15 protein-coding genes are annotated in these 15,725 nt (G+C 58.3%); 11 read left to right on the top strand and 4 right to left on the bottom strand.

Going from position 1 to position 15,725, the window contains the following annotated elements; translation table 11 throughout:
- The first annotated feature begins 88 nt into the window (after positions 1 to 88).
- The 3 genes from clpB (at position 89) to GSR16_RS13180 (ending at position 3,993) form a co-directional block, all read left to right on the top strand.
- Complete coding sequence (clpB, locus tag GSR16_RS13190) at positions 89 to 2,668, top strand: ATP-dependent chaperone ClpB (protein ID WP_159878071.1); 2,580 nt, start codon at positions 89 to 91, stop codon at positions 2,666 to 2,668.
- Positions 2,669 to 2,846: 178 nt separating this feature from the next.
- Positions 2,847 to 3,533, top strand: coding sequence for a CDGSH iron-sulfur domain-containing protein (locus tag GSR16_RS13185; protein ID WP_159878069.1), 687 nt, complete (start codon positions 2,847 to 2,849; stop codon positions 3,531 to 3,533).
- A gap of 88 nt (positions 3,534 to 3,621) precedes the next feature.
- Positions 3,622 to 3,993: a cupin domain-containing protein gene (locus GSR16_RS13180; RefSeq protein WP_159878067.1), complete on the top strand. Its 372-nt coding sequence runs from the start codon at positions 3,622 to 3,624 to the stop codon at positions 3,991 to 3,993.
- A gap of 60 nt (positions 3,994 to 4,053) precedes the next feature.
- Here GSR16_RS13180 and GSR16_RS13175 read toward each other — a convergent pair whose 3' ends face one another.
- Positions 4,054 to 4,338 carry a hypothetical protein gene (locus tag GSR16_RS13175; RefSeq protein WP_159878065.1) on the bottom strand — a complete coding sequence of 95 codons (285 nt, stop codon included), beginning with the start codon at positions 4,336 to 4,338 and terminating at the stop codon, positions 4,054 to 4,056.
- Between the two features lie 284 nt (positions 4,339 to 4,622).
- Here GSR16_RS13175 and GSR16_RS13170 point away from each other — a divergent pair, with 284 nt between their 5' ends.
- Positions 4,623 to 5,831, top strand: a complete 1,209-nt coding sequence (locus tag GSR16_RS13170; RefSeq protein WP_159878063.1) for an amino acid aminotransferase — start codon at positions 4,623 to 4,625, stop codon at positions 5,829 to 5,831.
- A gap of 72 nt (positions 5,832 to 5,903) precedes the next feature.
- Here the strand turns inward: GSR16_RS13170 and GSR16_RS13165 are convergent, their stop codons facing one another.
- The 3 genes from GSR16_RS13165 to GSR16_RS13155 are packed head-to-tail and all read right to left on the bottom strand — an operon-like array spanning position 5,904 to position 8,958.
- Positions 5,904 to 6,491 (bottom strand): hypothetical protein, encoded by a 588-nt coding sequence (locus GSR16_RS13165; RefSeq protein ID WP_159878061.1) that lies wholly within the window; start codon positions 6,489 to 6,491, stop codon positions 5,904 to 5,906.
- A gap of 2 nt (positions 6,492 to 6,493) precedes the next feature.
- On the bottom strand, positions 6,494 to 7,045 hold the full coding sequence (locus tag GSR16_RS13160) for a C40 family peptidase (RefSeq protein ID WP_240902485.1): 552 nt from the start codon (positions 7,043 to 7,045) through the stop codon (positions 6,494 to 6,496).
- Positions 7,042 to 8,958: an ATP-binding cassette domain-containing protein gene (locus tag GSR16_RS13155; RefSeq protein WP_159878059.1), complete on the bottom strand. Its 1,917-nt coding sequence runs from the start codon at positions 8,956 to 8,958 to the stop codon at positions 7,042 to 7,044. The genes GSR16_RS13160 and GSR16_RS13155 overlap by 4 nt, the downstream gene beginning before the upstream one ends.
- Positions 8,959 to 9,067: 109 nt before the next feature.
- On the opposite strand from GSR16_RS13155, the gene GSR16_RS13150 reads away from it, so the two are divergent.
- The 7 genes from GSR16_RS13150 to GSR16_RS13120 all read left to right on the top strand — a co-directional run bounded on the left by GSR16_RS13150 (position 9,068) and on the right by GSR16_RS13120 (position 15,609).
- Positions 9,068 to 9,424, top strand: a complete 357-nt coding sequence (locus GSR16_RS13150) for a hypothetical protein (RefSeq protein WP_159878046.1) — start codon at positions 9,068 to 9,070, stop codon at positions 9,422 to 9,424.
- An 8-nt stretch (positions 9,425 to 9,432) separates the two neighbouring features.
- Positions 9,433 to 9,894, top strand: a complete 462-nt coding sequence (locus GSR16_RS13145; RefSeq protein WP_159878044.1) for a protein YgfX — start codon at positions 9,433 to 9,435, stop codon at positions 9,892 to 9,894.
- Positions 9,894 to 11,159, top strand: coding sequence for a bifunctional tetrahydrofolate synthase/dihydrofolate synthase (folC, locus tag GSR16_RS13140; RefSeq protein WP_159880844.1), 1,266 nt, complete (start codon positions 9,894 to 9,896; stop codon positions 11,157 to 11,159). The genes GSR16_RS13145 and folC overlap by 1 nt, the downstream gene beginning before the upstream one ends.
- A gap of 7 nt (positions 11,160 to 11,166) precedes the next feature.
- Positions 11,167 to 12,093, top strand: a complete 927-nt coding sequence (locus GSR16_RS13135; protein ID WP_159878042.1) for an SPOR domain-containing protein — start codon at positions 11,167 to 11,169, stop codon at positions 12,091 to 12,093.
- A 6-nt stretch (positions 12,094 to 12,099) separates the two neighbouring features.
- On the top strand, positions 12,100 to 12,594 hold the full coding sequence (locus GSR16_RS13130) for a CvpA family protein (RefSeq protein ID WP_089085308.1): 495 nt from the start codon (positions 12,100 to 12,102) through the stop codon (positions 12,592 to 12,594).
- 112 nt (positions 12,595 to 12,706) lie between these two features.
- Positions 12,707 to 14,239 carry an amidophosphoribosyltransferase gene (gene purF, locus GSR16_RS13125; protein ID WP_159878040.1) on the top strand — a complete coding sequence of 511 codons (1,533 nt, stop codon included), beginning with the start codon at positions 12,707 to 12,709 and terminating at the stop codon, positions 14,237 to 14,239.
- 185 nt (positions 14,240 to 14,424) lie between these two features.
- The gene (locus GSR16_RS13120) at positions 14,425 to 15,609 is read left to right on the top strand and encodes an O-succinylhomoserine sulfhydrylase (protein ID WP_159878038.1); all 1,185 of its coding nucleotides are present in this window, start codon (positions 14,425 to 14,427) and stop codon (positions 15,607 to 15,609) included.
- Positions 15,610 to 15,725 lie beyond the last annotated feature (116 nt).

The raw sequence follows: 15,725 nt of genomic DNA, 5'->3' as shown, positions 1-15,725 counted from the left end.
TACAGCTGCATTTTCTGGTCGGGCAGGATGTGTAGCAATGAGCAAATATTGCAAACAGATCAAAATCTTGTTTTGAGGGAGCCTTTTGATGAGATTCGAAAAACTGACCACAAAATTCCAGCAAGCCCTGGGTGATGCACAAAGCATGGCGCTGGCTGAAGACAATGCTTATATCGAAGCACAACACCTGCTGCTGACCATGATGGACGATAACGACAGCGGTATTGGCGGCCTGCTGGCGCGGGCGGGTGTCAATACACCTGCCCTCAAGCTGGCGCTGAAGGCGGCCATCCAGCGTCTGCCCAAGGTGCAGGGCGGCAATGGTGAAATTACCGTGTCGCGCGATCTGGGCAATCTGCTCAATGTCACCGACAAAATCGCCACCAAGCAGGGCGATGAATACATCTCCAGCGAGTCCTTCCTGTCCGCCCTGTCGCAGGACAAGGGCGAAACCGGCCGCCTGCTGAAAGAACATGGCGGTAATCACAACGCCATTCAGGCGGCCATCCAGGCGGTGCGTGGCGGCCAGACCGTGGGCAGTCAGGATGCGGAAAGCCAGCGCGAGGCACTGAAAAAGTACACCACCGACCTGACCGAACGCGCCCGTAACGGCAAGCTGGACCCGGTGATTGGCCGCGATGATGAAATCCGCCGCGCCATTCAGGTGCTGCTGCGCCGTACCAAGAACAACCCGGTGCTGATTGGCGAACCGGGCGTGGGCAAGACCGCCATTGTCGAAGGGCTGGCCCAGCGCATCGTCAACGGCGAAGTACCGGACAGCCTGAAGAACAAGCGTCTGCTGGTGCTGGACCTGGCCGCGCTGATTGCCGGTGCCAAATTCCGTGGCGAATTCGAAGAGCGCCTGAAAGCCGTGCTGAATGACTTGTCCAAGGACGACGGCCAGACGCTGATCTTCATCGACGAAATCCACACTCTGGTGGGGGCGGGCAAGGCCGATGGCGCGATGGATGCCGGCAATATGCTCAAACCGGCGCTGGCGCGTGGCGAGCTGCACTGCATTGGTGCCACCACCCTGGACGAATACCGCAAGTACATCGAAAAGGATGCCGCACTGGAGCGCCGCTTCCAGAAGGTGCTGGTGAATGAGCCGACGGTGGAGGACACCATCGCCATTCTGCGTGGCCTGCAGGAGAAGTATGAAATCCACCACGGTGTGGACATTACCGACCCGGCCATCGTGGCAGCAGCCGAGCTGTCCAACCGCTATATCACCGATCGCTTCCTGCCGGACAAGGCCATCGACCTGATCGACGAAGCCGCCAGCCGCATCAAGATGGAGCTGGACTCCAAGCCGGAAGCCATGGACAAGCTGGACCGCCGCCTGATCCAGTTGAAGATCGAACGCGAAGCGGTCAACAAGGAAACCGACGAGGCCAGCCAGAAGCGTCTGCAGTTGATTGAAGACGAAATCCAGCGTTTGCAGCGTGAATACGCCGACATGGAGGAAATCTGGAAGGCAGAGAAAGCCGCCGCGCAAGGCAGCCAGACCATCAAGGAGGAAATCGACCGCCTCAAGGTGGACATGGAGGACCTCAAGCGCAAGGGTGACTGGCAAAAACTGGCCGAACTGCAATACGGCAAGCTGCCACAGCTGGAAGCGCAGCTGCGCGAAGCCGAAGCGGCTGACGCCGGCGCAGACAACAAGCCCAACCGCCTGCTGCGTACCCAGGTGGGTGCCGAGGAAATTGCCGAAGTCATCAGCCGTGCCACCGGTATTCCGGTATCGAAAATGCTGACCGGCGAGCGGGAAAAACTGCTGCGCATGGAAGACGTGTTGCACCAGCGCGTGGTAGGGCAGGACGAAGCGGTACGTGCGGTGGCGGATGCCATCCGTCGTTCGCGTTCCGGCTTGGCCGATCCGAACAAGCCCTATGGTTCCTTCCTGTTCCTCGGGCCGACCGGTGTGGGCAAGACCGAACTGTGCAAGACGCTGGCCGGCTTCATGTTCGACAGCGAGGAACACCTGATCCGCATCGACATGTCCGAGTACATGGAGAAGCACTCGGTGGCACGGCTGATCGGCGCGCCTCCCGGCTATGTGGGTTATGAGGAGGGCGGTTATCTGACCGAGCAGGTGCGGCGCAAACCGTATAGCGTGATCCTGCTGGACGAGGTGGAAAAAGCGCATCCGGATGTGTTCAACATCCTGCTGCAAGTGCTGGATGACGGCCGCCTGACCGATGGCCAGGGCCGTACCGTGGACTTCAAGAACACGGTAGTGGTGATGACCTCGAATATGGGTAGTCAGCAGATCCAGGCGATGGCGACGGATGACTATCAGGTGATCAAGCTGGCGGTGATGGCCGAGGTCAAGTCACACTTCCGCCCGGAGTTCATCAACCGTATCGACGAAGTGGTGGTGTTCCACGGGCTGGATGAGAAGAACATCAAGGCGATTGCCCGCATCCAGCTCAAGGGTCTGGAAAGCCGTCTGACCAAGCTGGAGCTGAACCTGCAAATCAGCGAAGAGGCTTTGTCCTTGTTGTCCGAGGCAGGCTTCGATCCGGTGTATGGTGCACGCCCGCTCAAGCGTGCCATCCAGAACGAGCTGGAAAACCCGCTGGCCAAGAGCATTCTGGCGGGAAAATATCCGCCCAAGGCGACCATCATGGTCGGGGTGCGTAACGGGCAACTCGTCTTTGATTGATTGAGTAAATGCCTGGAGTACAAAAGCCGGCCCATGTGGCCGGCTTTTTGATGGGGATGTAATTTCACAATGGTTGACCAGAAAAGTCTTTGTTATTCCTGCGACTTGGCCCAGTTACTGTACTAAGGGGCAATTACATAATGCTGACTGTTTTGGTCACACAGCGCAGGAAAACTTCATGAAACCATTGAAAATTACCGTTTTGCCCAACGGCCCGTATCGTGTGGTTGGCGCAACGCAAATTACCCAATTGTTTATTCAGCCGAATGAACAAGGTTTGTCCTGGAGCTACCACGAAGGGAAAAGCTTTCCCTTGCAGGAGGAAGGAAGCTCGCTGTGTCGTTGTGGTCACTCAGCCCATAAGCCCTACTGCGATGGTAGTCATCGGCTGATCAATTTCGAGGGCCGGGATGAAGCAACACGCGCTGACTATTTCGAGCAAGCCCAATTGCAAGAAGGGCCGGTTGTTGCTTTGTCGGATGCGGAAAAGCTCTGTGCATTCGCCCGTTTTTGCGATGCAGGCGGCAAGATATGGGGCCTGGTCGAACAGGTAGATGCAGAGTCGGTAGCCCTGGCTGTGCGCGAAGCAGAACACTGTCCGGCCGGACGTTTGAAAGTATGGGACATGCGCTCGCAGCAACAGATCAGCAAAGAACCGGATACCCAGTCCATACATTTGCTGGAAGACCCCAAGCTGGGCTGTTCCGCGGCCTTGTGGGTCAAGGCCGCCGATGCACTTGAAGTAGAGGGCGGGAAATCTTATCCGGCACGGGAGCGCATGACCTTGTGCCGCTGTGGCGCTTCCAGTAACAAGCCTTTCTGCGATGGTTCGCATGCGTCCATTAAATGGCAAGATGGGCTCTGATATTCATCCCGATGCTACAGCAGTCTTGGTATGGCGCTGCTTGGTCACGGATAATGCGCTATTCATTTATTTTTGATAGCGGATGGTGATGACCTCTATTACGCACTTCTCCAAGACTGTTACGCCTGTGGAAGATCGTCCACGGGCGGATCGTTTGTTACAGGGCAACCCTCTGCGCCACACCTGGACCCATTACGAAACCACCGATCAGCTACTTAGCTGTGGGGTCTGGGCTTGCGGAACTGGTGCCTGGCGTATCCAGTTTGCCGACGACAAGCATGAATTCTTCTGTGTGATCGAAGGCTTGGTGCGCTTGCATGATGAAGCTGGAGGGGTGGTGGAGGTGGGCGCAGGGGAGGCCGCAGTAATACCGGCTGGGTTTGTCGGTGTTTTTGAGGTGGTGGCGCCGGTGAAGAAATACTTTGTGGTATGCCAGATGCCGGACCGCTCAGCGGCATGATGCCAGTATCAGCAGCAAAGACAAAGGGCGATTCCGGTCGCCCTTTTGCTTGCCTGCCGCTTAATTTTGCAGTGGATCTTCTGCGTCATCCATCGGCTGTACCGGTGGTGGGGTAAAACCATTGATCTCGCGCGAGGATTTTTCCAGCACCAGCACAATGGCAGTATTCAGCGCACCGAATGCCCAACTGATCAGAAAGAATACCGAGTAGGCCGACAGCTTGTCGGCAAACAGCGGGTTGCCGTGCAGTTTCAGTTCCGCCGGGTCGAAAATCGAAAAAAACACGCTGGTGGCCAGGGCAGCGATGATAAAGGACGGCCAGAACAGCAGGATGCCTTTTTTCATGGTCAGAACTCCTCTTCATGCGTTTGTACTTGCCGTAAGACTAGACCGTAGCGGCCAAGGTTCAAGTCCGGGCATGGATCAACCATGTTCATGGCGGATTGTCGGCAATGTCCCACAAGACCACATGCGGCTGGCAGCTTGTTGTTTTGTCGGCTTTGCAGCGCAGCAAGCCGCCAGATGGTGGTAAACTTTCTGCCGGACAAAGATTTTCATCAATCAGCCGTGGCCTGCTGCAAGTTCAGCGCCCGGTTGCGGCTGTTCTGCAAAGCAAATGGAGCCCCTGCATGACCTCTTCGATCTTCGCCGCGGTAGAACTGGCCCCGCGCGACCCGATTCTTGGCCTGAACGAAGCTTTCAACGCTGATACCCGTACCTTCAAGGTAAACTTGGGTGTGGGCGTGTACTGCGACGATAATGGCAAGATTCCGCTGCTGGCTGCCGTCAAGGCCGCGGAAAAGGCCCGCGTTGATGCGCTGCTGCCGCGCGGCTATCAGCCGATCGAAGGCCCGGCCGCTTACGACAGCGCCGTGCAAAACCTGCTGTTCGGTGCCGACAGCGCGCTGATCAGCAATGGCCAAGTGGTAACTGCCCAGGCGCTGGGCGGTACCGGTGCACTGAAGATTGGTGCCGACTTCCTCAAGCGTCTGAACCCGGAATCCAAGGTTTACATCAGCAACCCGTCGTGGGAAAACCACCGCGCGCTGTTTGAATCCGCCGGTTTCACCGTGGAAAACTACCCCTACTACGACGCAGCCACCCGTGGTGTTGACTTTGCCGGCATGAAGTCCTTCCTGCAAAGCCTGGCTGCTGGTTCGGTCATCGTGCTGCATGCCTGCTGCCACAACCCGACTGGTGCCGACCTGTCCGACGCCCAGTGGGCTGAAGTAGTCGAAGTGTGCCGTGCCCAGGGTCTGGTTCCTTTCCTGGATATGGCTTACCAGGGTTTTGCTGACGGTATCGATGCTGACGCCGTTGCCGTGCGTCTGTTCTCGGCTTCCGGCCTGCAGTTCTTCGTGTCCAGTTCCTTCTCCAAGAGCTTCTCGCTGTATGGCGAGCGTGTTGGTGCCCTGTCCATCGTGACTGCCAGCAAGGAAGAAACCGGCCGTGTACTGTCGCAGCTGAAGCGCGTGATCCGTACCAACTACTCCAACCCGCCTATCCACGGTGCCGCCATCGTCGCTGCCGTGCTGTCCAGCCCGGAACTGCGTCAGCAGTGGGAAGACGAACTGGCCGGCATGCGTGACCGCATCCGCGCCATGCGTACCGGTCTGGTGGAAGCCATCAAGGCCCAGGGCGTGGAGCAGGACTTCTCCTTCGTTGCCCAGCAACGTGGCATGTTCTCCTACACCGGCCTGACTGCGGCTCAGGTGGAAGTGCTGAAGAGCGAATTCGGCATTTACGCTGTATCCACCGGCCGTATCTGCCTGGCTGCGCTGAACAGCAAGAACCTGCCGTACGTGGCTGAAGCCATCGCCAAGGTAGTCAAGGGCTGATTGATTTCACCCTGACGCGAAAAACCCCGCCGCAGCGGGGTTTTTTATTTGGCGGGCTGGCTCAGGCAGGTTTCAGCTGGTTTGGGTTTGGGTTTGGTTTGCTGTCCGGCCCAGTCGGATACGCAACTGGCCGGGGCAGGTTTCCATGGCCTTGATGATCAGGTGCTCTCCCAGTGGCTTGCCTAGCAAAGGGTAATCCAGCCATTGCTGCAGGGCTGGCAGTTGGGTGAGATCTATGCTGGCAATGTCTTGTTCCAGTGTGAGCCAATCCAGCGGTCTGGTGAGCTGTTGCAGGGCTTTGTGGCCGAAAGCCCCTTCCATTGCGCCCAGCAGCAGCCCACCCAGCAAGCGCCGGGTCGTGGAGGGTGAGATGGCTTCGCCTTGTACGTGGTAGCGCAGCTGTATCAGTCGGCTGTGCCAGTTGATGGGCAGGAAATCAAAATGCAGGGTCAGGCGGGCAGCGAGTGGCTGATGGATGGTCAGGTGCAAGGTGCTGTCACGACTGAGCAGCGACAGGCCGTCAATCTGCAGGCTATCTCCATCCAGCGCCTGCTGCAGCTTGCGCAACAGCCAGGCTTCCTGCAGCGATACGCCATCGCGGTGCAGGGTGGGCCGTTGTTGCCAGCCGCGGATCAAACTGCGCTGCCAGTTGTCATCCATGTTCAGGCAAACAGGGTGCGTGCCCCTTCAAAGCGGGCGGAGAAATAGCTGTTGTCCAGCCGGTCAACCCGGATGGCGCTATTGGTGCGTGGCGCATGGACAAACTTGTTGTCGCCAATATAGATGCCCATGTGCGAGAAGGAGCGGTTCATGGTGTTGAAGAATACCAGGTCGCCCACCTGCATCTGGTTGTTGCTGACGGGTCGGGCCAGCCCGGCGATCTGGGCGGCATTGTGCGGCAGGCGTACGCCAACGGCGTTCTGGTAGATGTAGCTGACCATGCCGCTGCAATCCAGCCCGGCTTCAGGGTTTGAGCCGCCAAATTTGTAGTCCAGATCCAGCAGGCCCAGCGTGTACATGAGGATTTCCCGGCCGGCACCGTCAGCCTTTAGTGCCGACAGCGTCTTGTCCTGCGATGGGCGTGGGCGTGCCTGGCTGGTTTTTCTGGGCGGGGTGCCACAGGCACTCAGCCACAAGGCCAGCGTGCCCAGCATGGCACCGCCGAGTAAACGGCGGCGTTCTGGAGAGGGCAGGGTGGGCCGGGTTTTGCTCATGATTGCTTAGCCTCCAGTTCTTCCCAGCGTGCCAGTTTTTCCAGCAACTGCTCATCAATGGTTTCGATGCGCTGCTGCCAGGCAATGGCTTCCTTGGGGGTGTCACGATAGCAATTGGGGTCGAGCAACTGCTGGTTCAGCGTGGCTTGTTCTCTTTCCAGGCTGGCAATTTCATCCGGCAGAGCCGCCAGCTCTCTGGTTTCATTATAAGAAAGCTTGCGATTGCTCCGCTGCTTGTCCTGCTTGGCCGGTGCACTGGGTTTGCTGGCCAGGGCAATCGTTTTGCTGGCTTCACCTTGCATGGCGGCCATACGTGCCTTGGTGTCGATCCAGTCCTGATAGCCGCCAGGATATTCTTCCAGCTGGCCATTGCCTTCAAAAGCAATCACCTGGGTAACCACGTTGTCGAGGAAAGCGCGGTCGTGGCTTACCAGAAACACCGTGCCGCTGTATTGAGCAATCACGTCTTCCAGAAGTTCCAGCGTATCGATGTCCAGATCATTGGTGGGTTCGTCCAGCACCAGTACGTTGGCTGGGCGGGTAAACAGGCGCGCCAGCAGCAGGCGGTTGCGTTCGCCGCCGGATAGTGAGCGTACCGGGCTGCGCGCGCGTTGTGGCGAGAACAGGAAGTCTTCCAGATAGCTCATTACGTGTTTTTTCACCCCACCGATTTCGACAAAGTCATTACCCTGACTGATGATGTCGGCCACGCTGGTGTCCTCGTCCAGCTGTTCGCGGAACTGGTCGAAGTAGGCGATATCCAGCTTGCTGCCCTGCTTGATGCTGCCGCTGTCGGCTTCCAGTTGGCCCAGAATCAGCTTGAGCAGGGTGGTTTTGCCAGCACCATTGGGGCCGATCAGACCGATCTTGTCGCCGCGCAGGATGCGGGTGGTGAAGTCCTTGATCAGGGTGCGGCCTTCAAAGCCCTTGCTGACATGTTCCAGCTCGGCTACCAGTTTGCCGGAGCGCTCACCGGCATCCAGCTGGAAGTTGACCTGGCCCACGCGCTCGCGCCGGGCGCTGCGTTCACGGCGGATGGCCTCCAGGCGGCGCACACGGCCTTCGTTACGGGTGCGGCGCGCCTCGATGCCTTTGCGGATCCACACTTCTTCCTGCGCGTGGAATTTGTCGAAGATACGGTTCTGTTCTTCCTCGATGGCCATTTCCTCGGCCTTGCGCACCTGATAGGCGGAAAAGCTGCCCGGATAGCTGCGCACGATGCCGCGGTCCAGTTCCACGATGCGGGTGGCGACATTGTCCAGAAAGCGCCGGTCGTGGGTAATCAGCAGCACGCTGCCGGCGAAGTTCTTGATCAGCCCTTCCAGCCATTCGATGGCGGAAACATCCAGATGGTTGGTGGGTTCGTCCAGCAGCAGTACGTCAGGCTTGGCCGCCAGTGCTCGTGCTAGCGCCACGCGCTTTTTCCAGCCACCGGACAGTTCGCAGATCAGCGTGTCAGGCTGCAGGTCCAGGTGAGAGAGCGTGGTGGAGATCAGGGCATCAAACTGCCAGCCATCGCGGGCTTCCAGCTCGTGTTGCAGGGTTTCCATGCGTGAGAGGGCGGCGGCGTGGTCGGCATCCGGCTGGGTGAGTTGCTGGGTGACATGGTGATATTCGCGCAGCAGGGCCTTTAGTTCGCCAAGCCCGGCTGCGACAGCATCAAACACCGTGTCGTCGGGATTGAGCTCCGGCTCCTGCGCCACATAGGCTATACGCACATCACCCTTGGTGTTGATGCGGCCATCGTCCAGCGTGATGACGCCGGCAATGCCCTTGAGCAGGGAGGACTTGCCCGCACCGTTGCGACCGATCAGGCCGACGACTTCGCCTGGCTCCAGCGCAAAATCGACATTATCCAGCAGGGCGTGGTGACCAAAAGCCAGGCAGGCCTTTTCAACAGAAATCAATGACATTGCGGCATCTTGTAATCAGGTATCAATGGCCGCAATTGTAGCATGCGGTGTGCGGGCCCTTGCTTACTTGGGTTACAATGCGCGCCAACTCAGGATTGAAAGGATTGCCATGTATTTTGTTGACCGCTCGGTAGCTGTGATCAAGCCCAAGCAGCCGTTTCTGGACTGGCTGAATGCCGTACCCGGCAACGATATGGTGGATTTGACGCTGGACAGCCTGCGCAGTGACTGCACGGTGATCCTGCTACCGGAATTCAATGAGCCGGAAGAGGCGGTTGCCCACATCGACGAGCAGTATGAACAGCTGTTCAAGATTGAAGTGGCTTCCTGGTACGACGACGAAGAGCTGTGGCCCAAGGACATGTCGCTGAAAGCCTTCTGGGAATGGTTTGATGTGGAGATCCACTCCACCGTGCTGGATTCGGTGGAAGGTGACATCAGCAACAGCCCGGCGGGCGAGCTGTAAGCCAGTCCATGCACAAGGTCCGCTTGTTGCCACCGTTTGCCCTGCAACTGCGTCCTTCGCGCAGATGGCTGGGCTTGGTGCTGGCAAGCCTGTGCTTGTCCATTGTCCTGTTGCTGATTTACCTGCCGTACTGGTCAGCCATGATTCCCTGTCAGTGCCTGCTGGCGTGGTTTGCCGTGCGCGCCAATGGCTGGTGGAACCCGCATGGGGTGCAGCGCATCGAGGTGGATGGTTTGGGCCGCATGCGCTGGCAGCGGGATGGCGATTTAGCGGAAGTAGTGCTGCGCGACGACAGTTTTGTGTCTCCCCTGTTTGTCATCGTCAATGTGATGGCCGCTGGCCGTCGTCGAAGTTGTCTGTTGTTGCCGGATAGTGCCGATCACGAAGCATTACGGCAATTGCGGGTGTACCTGCTGTGGTTCCACCCGGAAGCAGAGCAGGCAGCGCCAGCTGTTTTGGAAAATCCATGATGCAAAGAACAAGCCTGAACGATTGGCTGCAATGGCTGGAAGGTCTGCACGCCACCGCCATAGACATGGGCCTGGAACGCGTGCGCAAGGTGTGGAGCGCCATGCAGCTGCAGCCATCCTTCCCGGTCATCATGGTGGCGGGTACCAATGGCAAGGGTTCGGTCTGTGCCATGCTGTCCACCATGTATCAGCGCGCCGGTTTCAAGGTGGGTTGTTATACCTCGCCGCACATTCACCACTATAACGAGCGCGTGGCCATTGACCTGCAGCCGGTCAGTGATGCGCGCATCATCAGCAGTTTTGCCGCCATCGATGCCGCCCGTGGCGACACCTCGCTGACCTATTTCGAGTTTGGCACCCTGGGTGCCATGCACAGCTTCATCGAAGAAAAAGTTGATGTTGCCATCATGGAAGTCGGTCTGGGTGGCCGGCTGGATGCAGTGAACATTTTTGAACCGGATGTATCGCTGGTGGTGAGTGTGGATATCGACCACGCCGCCATTCTGGGTGACAACCGCGAGGATATCGGCTTTGAGAAAGCTGGTATCTATCGACCCGGCAAACCTGCCATCTGTGCCGATCCGCAGCCGCCGCAGCGCTTGCTGGACCATGCCGCCACTATCGGTGCCGATCTCAAACTGGTCGGACGCGATTACAGCTATAGTCGCATGGATAATCAATGGTCTTTCCAGATGGGCAGCGCACGACGCCATGCGCTACCCATGCCTGCGCTGCGCGGTGGCTACCAGTTGGGTAATGCTGCAGCAGCACTAGCGGTGCTCGACTGTTTGCATGAGCGCCTGCCGGTTGGTATCGGTGCGCTCAAGCAGGGTTTGGTTGAAGTGGATTGGCCGGGGCGTTTCCAGGTGTTGCCGGGCCGTCCGGTGGTGGTGCTGGATGTCGGTCACAATCCGCATGCAGTCAAGGCCATGGTGGCCAGCCTGCGTCAACTGCCATTCGCTGAAAGCCGCTATGCAGTGTTTTCCATGCTGGCGGACAAGGATCTGGCTGCAGTGGCCGAACTGGCCAAGGACGAATTCGATGGCTGGTTTGTTGCCGGGCTGGATATGCCGCGCGGGCAGAGCGGTGCCGCGATTGCCTCACAGCTGAAGGCGCTGGGCATCGGCAAGGTGCAGGCATTCGAAGATGTTGCTTCCGCCTGGCAAGCTGCCTTATCGGCAGCGGGCGAGAATGATAGAATCACCGTTTTCGGCTCTTTCCACACTGTTGCCGAGGTGCTGGAAGCGCGTCGGCAACGCATTTGAGGATTGCATGGCCCTGTCTGCCCACGATGAACTGATTTTGTTGCGCAAGCGTGCCAGGCGTCGCCTGGTTGGTGCGGTTGTGCTGGTCACGGTGTCCACTGGCGTATTGTGGAATGTGGTCGGCCACCTGCCGGATCAGCAGATGCGTCCCGAGTCGGTGGAAATCGCCAGCGAAGCATCCGGTACGCCGGGGGACGCTGCCTTGCCGCCAGCAGTCAACGTGGCGGCCAGCATTCCGGCCGCCTCGCCTGGCAAGGCGACCGCTTCTGCCCCTGCCCTGGCAGCTGCTTCCGCACCTGCGGCACGACTTGCCGGAACCCAGCTACCTGCCGATCTGAACTCGGTTGGCGAGGACAAGCCGGCGGCAACAGCCAAGGTTCCGGCTCCTGCTGTTGCTGCCGTGGCAGCTGTCGGCGCGGTCGCTGCCGTGCAGGCCAGCAAGCCAAAACAACCAGCCAGTGCCCCAAGCCAGCCACTGGTGCATGAGCCGTCAAAGAAAAAGACGGCCAGCAAACCTGCCGAAGCCCGTCAGCCAGTGGTGGCAGAGGCCAAGCCGGCCAAGGCGGAAAAGCCTGCCCAGGCCAAGCACAAGCAGCCTGATCCAGCTGCCATCCTGGCCGGACATTTCGATGAAGAGCCTGCGACCAAGCCGGCGGCTGTAAAGAAAAGTGAGTCCAAGTCGGAAAAAGTGGATAATGTCGGCAATGGCAAGTCGGTGATCCAGCTGGCGGCACTGTCCGACCCGGCCAAGGCCGATGCGCTCAAGAGCAAACTGTCTGCTTTGGGTGTGGCTGCCCATTTCAGCAAGGTGGAAACCAGCAAGGGAGAAGTTACCCGCGTGCGGGTTGGTCCGTTTGCCAGCCGTGCTGAAGCGGAAGCTGCCTTGCGCAAGCTGTCCCAAGCCGGCGTATCCGGCATTGTCGTGAGCAAGTAAGCAGCGATGACAGTCTTCGATTATGTGGTGATTGCCATCCTGATCGGCTCGGTGCTGGTGGCCATGGTGCGTGGCCTGGTCGCCGAAGTATTGTCGCTGGGGTCGTGGATACTGGCGTTCTGGTGTGCCAAGGAGTTGTCGCCACTGCTGGCTACCTTCATGCCTAACGAGTTGCCCAGCCAGGGATTGCGGCTGGTGGCTTCCTTTGTTCTATTATTTTTCCTGTCGTGGCTGGCCACGGCGTTATTACGCATCACCCTGACCAGTCTGCTTGACTCGACTGGTCTGGGTGGTCTGAACCGATTGATGGGTGCCGTCTTTGGTCTGGCTCGCGGGCTGGTGCTGGTGACGGTGCTGGTGCTGGTAGGGGGGCTGAGTGACATGCCCCGCCAGCCTATGTGGAGGAATGCGGTATTGGCCGCTCCATTTGAATCACTGGCCTTGTCATTGAGGCCCTGGCTGCCAGCCATGCTGGCAGACAATCTGCATTACACGGGCTAGTGTGATGGAACAGGCGGATTATCTTGATATCTTCACCTCAAGATTTCCGCCTTTTTCTTTGGCGGTAGGTTTTGTCTGAAAATCCAGGTAGTTGGGAAGAGAGAGTAGAGCAATGTGTGGAATTCTAGGCGTGGTAGGGCAGTCTCCCGTCAACCAGTTGTTGTATGACGGACTGCAAGTGCTGCAGCACCGTGGGCAGGATGCGGCGGGTATTGTCACCTCCAGTGGCAAGACCTTTCACATGCACAAGGGCAGCGGCATGGTGCGCGACGTTTTCCGCACCCGCAACATGCGCTCGCTGATGGGCAATGCCGGTATCGCCCACGTGCGCTACCCGACGGCAGGTTCTGCTTCCAGTCTGGCCGAGGCCCAGCCGTTCTATGTCAACTCGCCCTTCGGCATCGTGCTGGCGCATAACGGCAATCTGACCAATACTGACGAACTCAAGGCGGATATGTTCCGTCACGACCTGCGTCATATCAACACCAATTCCGACTCGGAAGTCCTGCTTAACGTGTTTGCCCATGAACTGGCAGAGCGTGTGGTGGGCTTTGAGCTGAGTGTGGATGCCATCTTCGGCGCCGTTGAGGCGGTACATCGCCGCGTGCGTGGTGCTTATGCCGTGGTGGCGCTGATTGCCGGTTATGGCCTGGTGGCTTTTCGCGACCCCAATGGCATCCGCCCGCTGGTCATCGGCAGTACCAATGGTAGTGGCAAGACCGAGTACATGTTTGCCTCCGAATCGGTGGCATTGGATTGCTCCGGTTTCAGCACCCTGCGTGATGTGGAACCGGGTGAAGCTGTATTCGTCAGCTTCGATGGTGATTTCCATGCCCGCCAGTGTGCCAAGGAAGTACGCCACGCGCCTTGCCTGTTCGAGTATGTCTACTTTGCCCGTCCGGATTCGGTCATTGACGGCGCTTCGGTCTACCAGTCGCGCATCGTGATGGGTGAAAAGCTGGGCGAAAAAATCCGCCGGGTACTGCCGGAACTGGATATCGACGTGGTGATGCCGATTCCGGATACCAGCCGGCCCAGCGCACTGGCACTGGCCAACAGCCTGGGCCTGCCGTATCGCGAAGGTTTCATCAAGAACCGCTATATCGGTCGCACCTTCATCATGCCGGGCCAGGCCGTGCGCAAGAAATCGGTACGCCAGAAGCTGAATCCGGTTGCCTGCGAGTTCAAGGACCGCAATGTGCTGCTGGTGGACGACTCCATCGTGCGTGGCACTACCTCCAAGGAAATCGTGCAGATGGCGCGTGATGCGGGTGCCCGCAAGGTGTACTTTGCTTCAGCAGCCCCAGCGGTGCGTTTCCCCAATGTCTACGGTATCGACATGCCAACCCGCGCCGAGCTGCTGGCTACCGGTCGGACCGAGCAGGAAATCGCGGCCGAAATCGGTGCGGATGCGGTGATCTACCAGGACTTGTCCGCTCTTCAGGAAGCCGTGCACTCGGTCAATCCGAAACTGCACGAGTTTGAAACCTCCTGCTTCGACGGCAAGTACATTACCGGCGATATCACCGCCGCTTATCTGGATGCCATCGAGTGCGCGCGCGGAGCTGACAGTAAAGAGGAAAATCCGGTCAGTACCCAGATGATCGATTTGAATCTGAATGTGGCTGAGCAAAACCTGATGTAAATCAGGCTCAGTAAAGACCGGCTCCGGCCGGTTTTTTTCATTGTGGGCGTGGCATAGCGCCAGTGGCTGACATCGTTATGCCGCAATTTCATTTAGATAATGGGTACTGATCAGGCAAGATAGCCTGCACAAGGCGGTGGCAAGCCATGGTGGCTTGCGGCCGATAACAAGATTCGAGAATCATCATGTCAGTTGAAAACAACCCCCTGCAATACCATCCGGAAACACTGGCGATCCGTGGCGGGCGCGAGAGCAGCGAATATCGCGAACACAGCCAGGCGCTGCATTTGACTTCCAGCTTCTGTTACGAGTCGGCAGAGCAGGCTGCTGCCATGTTTATGGGGGAGATTGAAGGGTATACCTATTCCCGCTTTACCAATCCCACCGTCAGCGCCTTCCAGCAACGTCTGGCGCTGATGGAAGGGGGCGAGCGCGCCATTGCCACCGCCACCGGCATGGCCGCCATCCAGGCCATCATGATGAGCCTGCTCAAGGCTGGCGATCATATTGTCTCCTCGCAAAGCCTGTTCGGCTCCACCACCAATCTGTTTGCCGGCCTGCTGGCCAAGTTTGGCGTGGAAACCACCTTTGTCGATGCGCGCGACCTGGCCGCTTGGGAAGCTGCAGCCAAGTCCAACAGCAAATTGTTCTTTCTGGAAACCCCGTCCAATCCGTTAACCGAGATTGCCGATATCGCCGCCATCTCCGCCATTGCCCATCGTCACCATGCCTTGCTGGTGGTGGATAACAGCTTCTGCTCGCCAGCCTTGCAGCAGCCGCTCAAACTGGGGGCTGATCTGGTGATGCACTCGGCAACCAAGTATCTCGATGGCCATGGCCGGGTGATGGGTGGCGCGGTGGTCGGCAGCAATGCGCTGGTGGAGCAGGTTTATCTGCATGTACGTACGGCAGGTCCGACCCTGGCACCGTTCAATGCCTGGGTGTTGCTCTCTGGTCTGGAAACCCTGGCACTGCGTATGGACAAGCACAGTGCCAATGCATTGGAGCTGGCGCGCTGGCTTGAGTCACATCCGTCTGTCGAGCGTGTTTACTATCCGGGCCTGCCCAGTCATCCGCAGCATGAATTGGCCGCACGGCAGCAGAGCAGTGGTGGTGCGGTGGTGTCTTTTGTAGTGAAGGGCGGTCGAGCTGGCGCATGGAAGCTGGTGGATGGCGTAGAGCTGATTTCACGGACTGCCAATCTTGGTGATGTAAAGAGTACAATTACCCACCCGGCATCCACCACGCATGCGCGAGTGGCAGCGGAGGTGCGCCAGAAAGCCGGCATCGAAGAGGGCTTGATTCGCGTTGCCGTGGGCCTGGAGAATGTGCAAGACCTGAAGGCCGATCTGGCACGTGGGCTTGACTAAATATTGATACCTGCGTTTCATTCAAACGAACGGCAGTCTAGACTTTAGACTGCCGTTTTCGCGATGGTGTACTGGAAATCCATCCACGCAGTAAGGAGGATGTTCTTGACACTGAT

Source organism: Aquitalea denitrificans (assembly GCF_009856625.1).
GTDB classification, from domain to species: Bacteria; Pseudomonadota; Gammaproteobacteria; order Burkholderiales; family Chromobacteriaceae; genus Aquitalea; species Aquitalea denitrificans.
This window is presented reverse-complemented; position numbering and strand designations above follow the sequence as displayed.

Excerpts from the sequence above, each read along its gene's own strand:
- clpB (WP_159878071.1), top strand. The coding sequence starts at position 89 with ATGAGATTCGAAAAACTGACCACAAAATTCCAGCAAGCCCTGGGTGAT.
- GSR16_RS13185 (WP_159878069.1), top strand. The coding sequence starts at position 2,847 with ATGAAACCATTGAAAATTACCGTTTTGCCCAACGGCCCGTATCGTGTG.
- GSR16_RS13180 (WP_159878067.1), top strand. The coding sequence starts at position 3,622 with ATGACCTCTATTACGCACTTCTCCAAGACTGTTACGCCTGTGGAAGAT.
- GSR16_RS13175 (WP_159878065.1), bottom strand. The coding sequence starts at position 4,338 with ATGAAAAAAGGCATCCTGCTGTTCTGGCCGTCCTTTATCATCGCTGCC.
- GSR16_RS13170 (WP_159878063.1), top strand. The coding sequence starts at position 4,623 with ATGACCTCTTCGATCTTCGCCGCGGTAGAACTGGCCCCGCGCGACCCG.
- GSR16_RS13165 (WP_159878061.1), bottom strand. The coding sequence starts at position 6,491 with ATGGATGACAACTGGCAGCGCAGTTTGATCCGCGGCTGGCAACAACGG.
- GSR16_RS13160 (WP_240902485.1), bottom strand. The coding sequence starts at position 7,045 with ATGAGCAAAACCCGGCCCACCCTGCCCTCTCCAGAACGCCGCCGTTTA.
- GSR16_RS13155 (WP_159878059.1), bottom strand. The coding sequence starts at position 8,958 with ATGTCATTGATTTCTGTTGAAAAGGCCTGCCTGGCTTTTGGTCACCAC.
- GSR16_RS13150 (WP_159878046.1), top strand. The coding sequence starts at position 9,068 with ATGTATTTTGTTGACCGCTCGGTAGCTGTGATCAAGCCCAAGCAGCCG.
- GSR16_RS13145 (WP_159878044.1), top strand. The coding sequence starts at position 9,433 with ATGCACAAGGTCCGCTTGTTGCCACCGTTTGCCCTGCAACTGCGTCCT.
- folC (WP_159880844.1), top strand. The coding sequence starts at position 9,894 with ATGCAAAGAACAAGCCTGAACGATTGGCTGCAATGGCTGGAAGGTCTG.
- GSR16_RS13135 (WP_159878042.1), top strand. The coding sequence starts at position 11,167 with ATGGCCCTGTCTGCCCACGATGAACTGATTTTGTTGCGCAAGCGTGCC.
- GSR16_RS13130 (WP_089085308.1), top strand. The coding sequence starts at position 12,100 with ATGACAGTCTTCGATTATGTGGTGATTGCCATCCTGATCGGCTCGGTG.
- purF (WP_159878040.1), top strand. The coding sequence starts at position 12,707 with ATGTGTGGAATTCTAGGCGTGGTAGGGCAGTCTCCCGTCAACCAGTTG.
- GSR16_RS13120 (WP_159878038.1), top strand. The coding sequence starts at position 14,425 with ATGTCAGTTGAAAACAACCCCCTGCAATACCATCCGGAAACACTGGCG.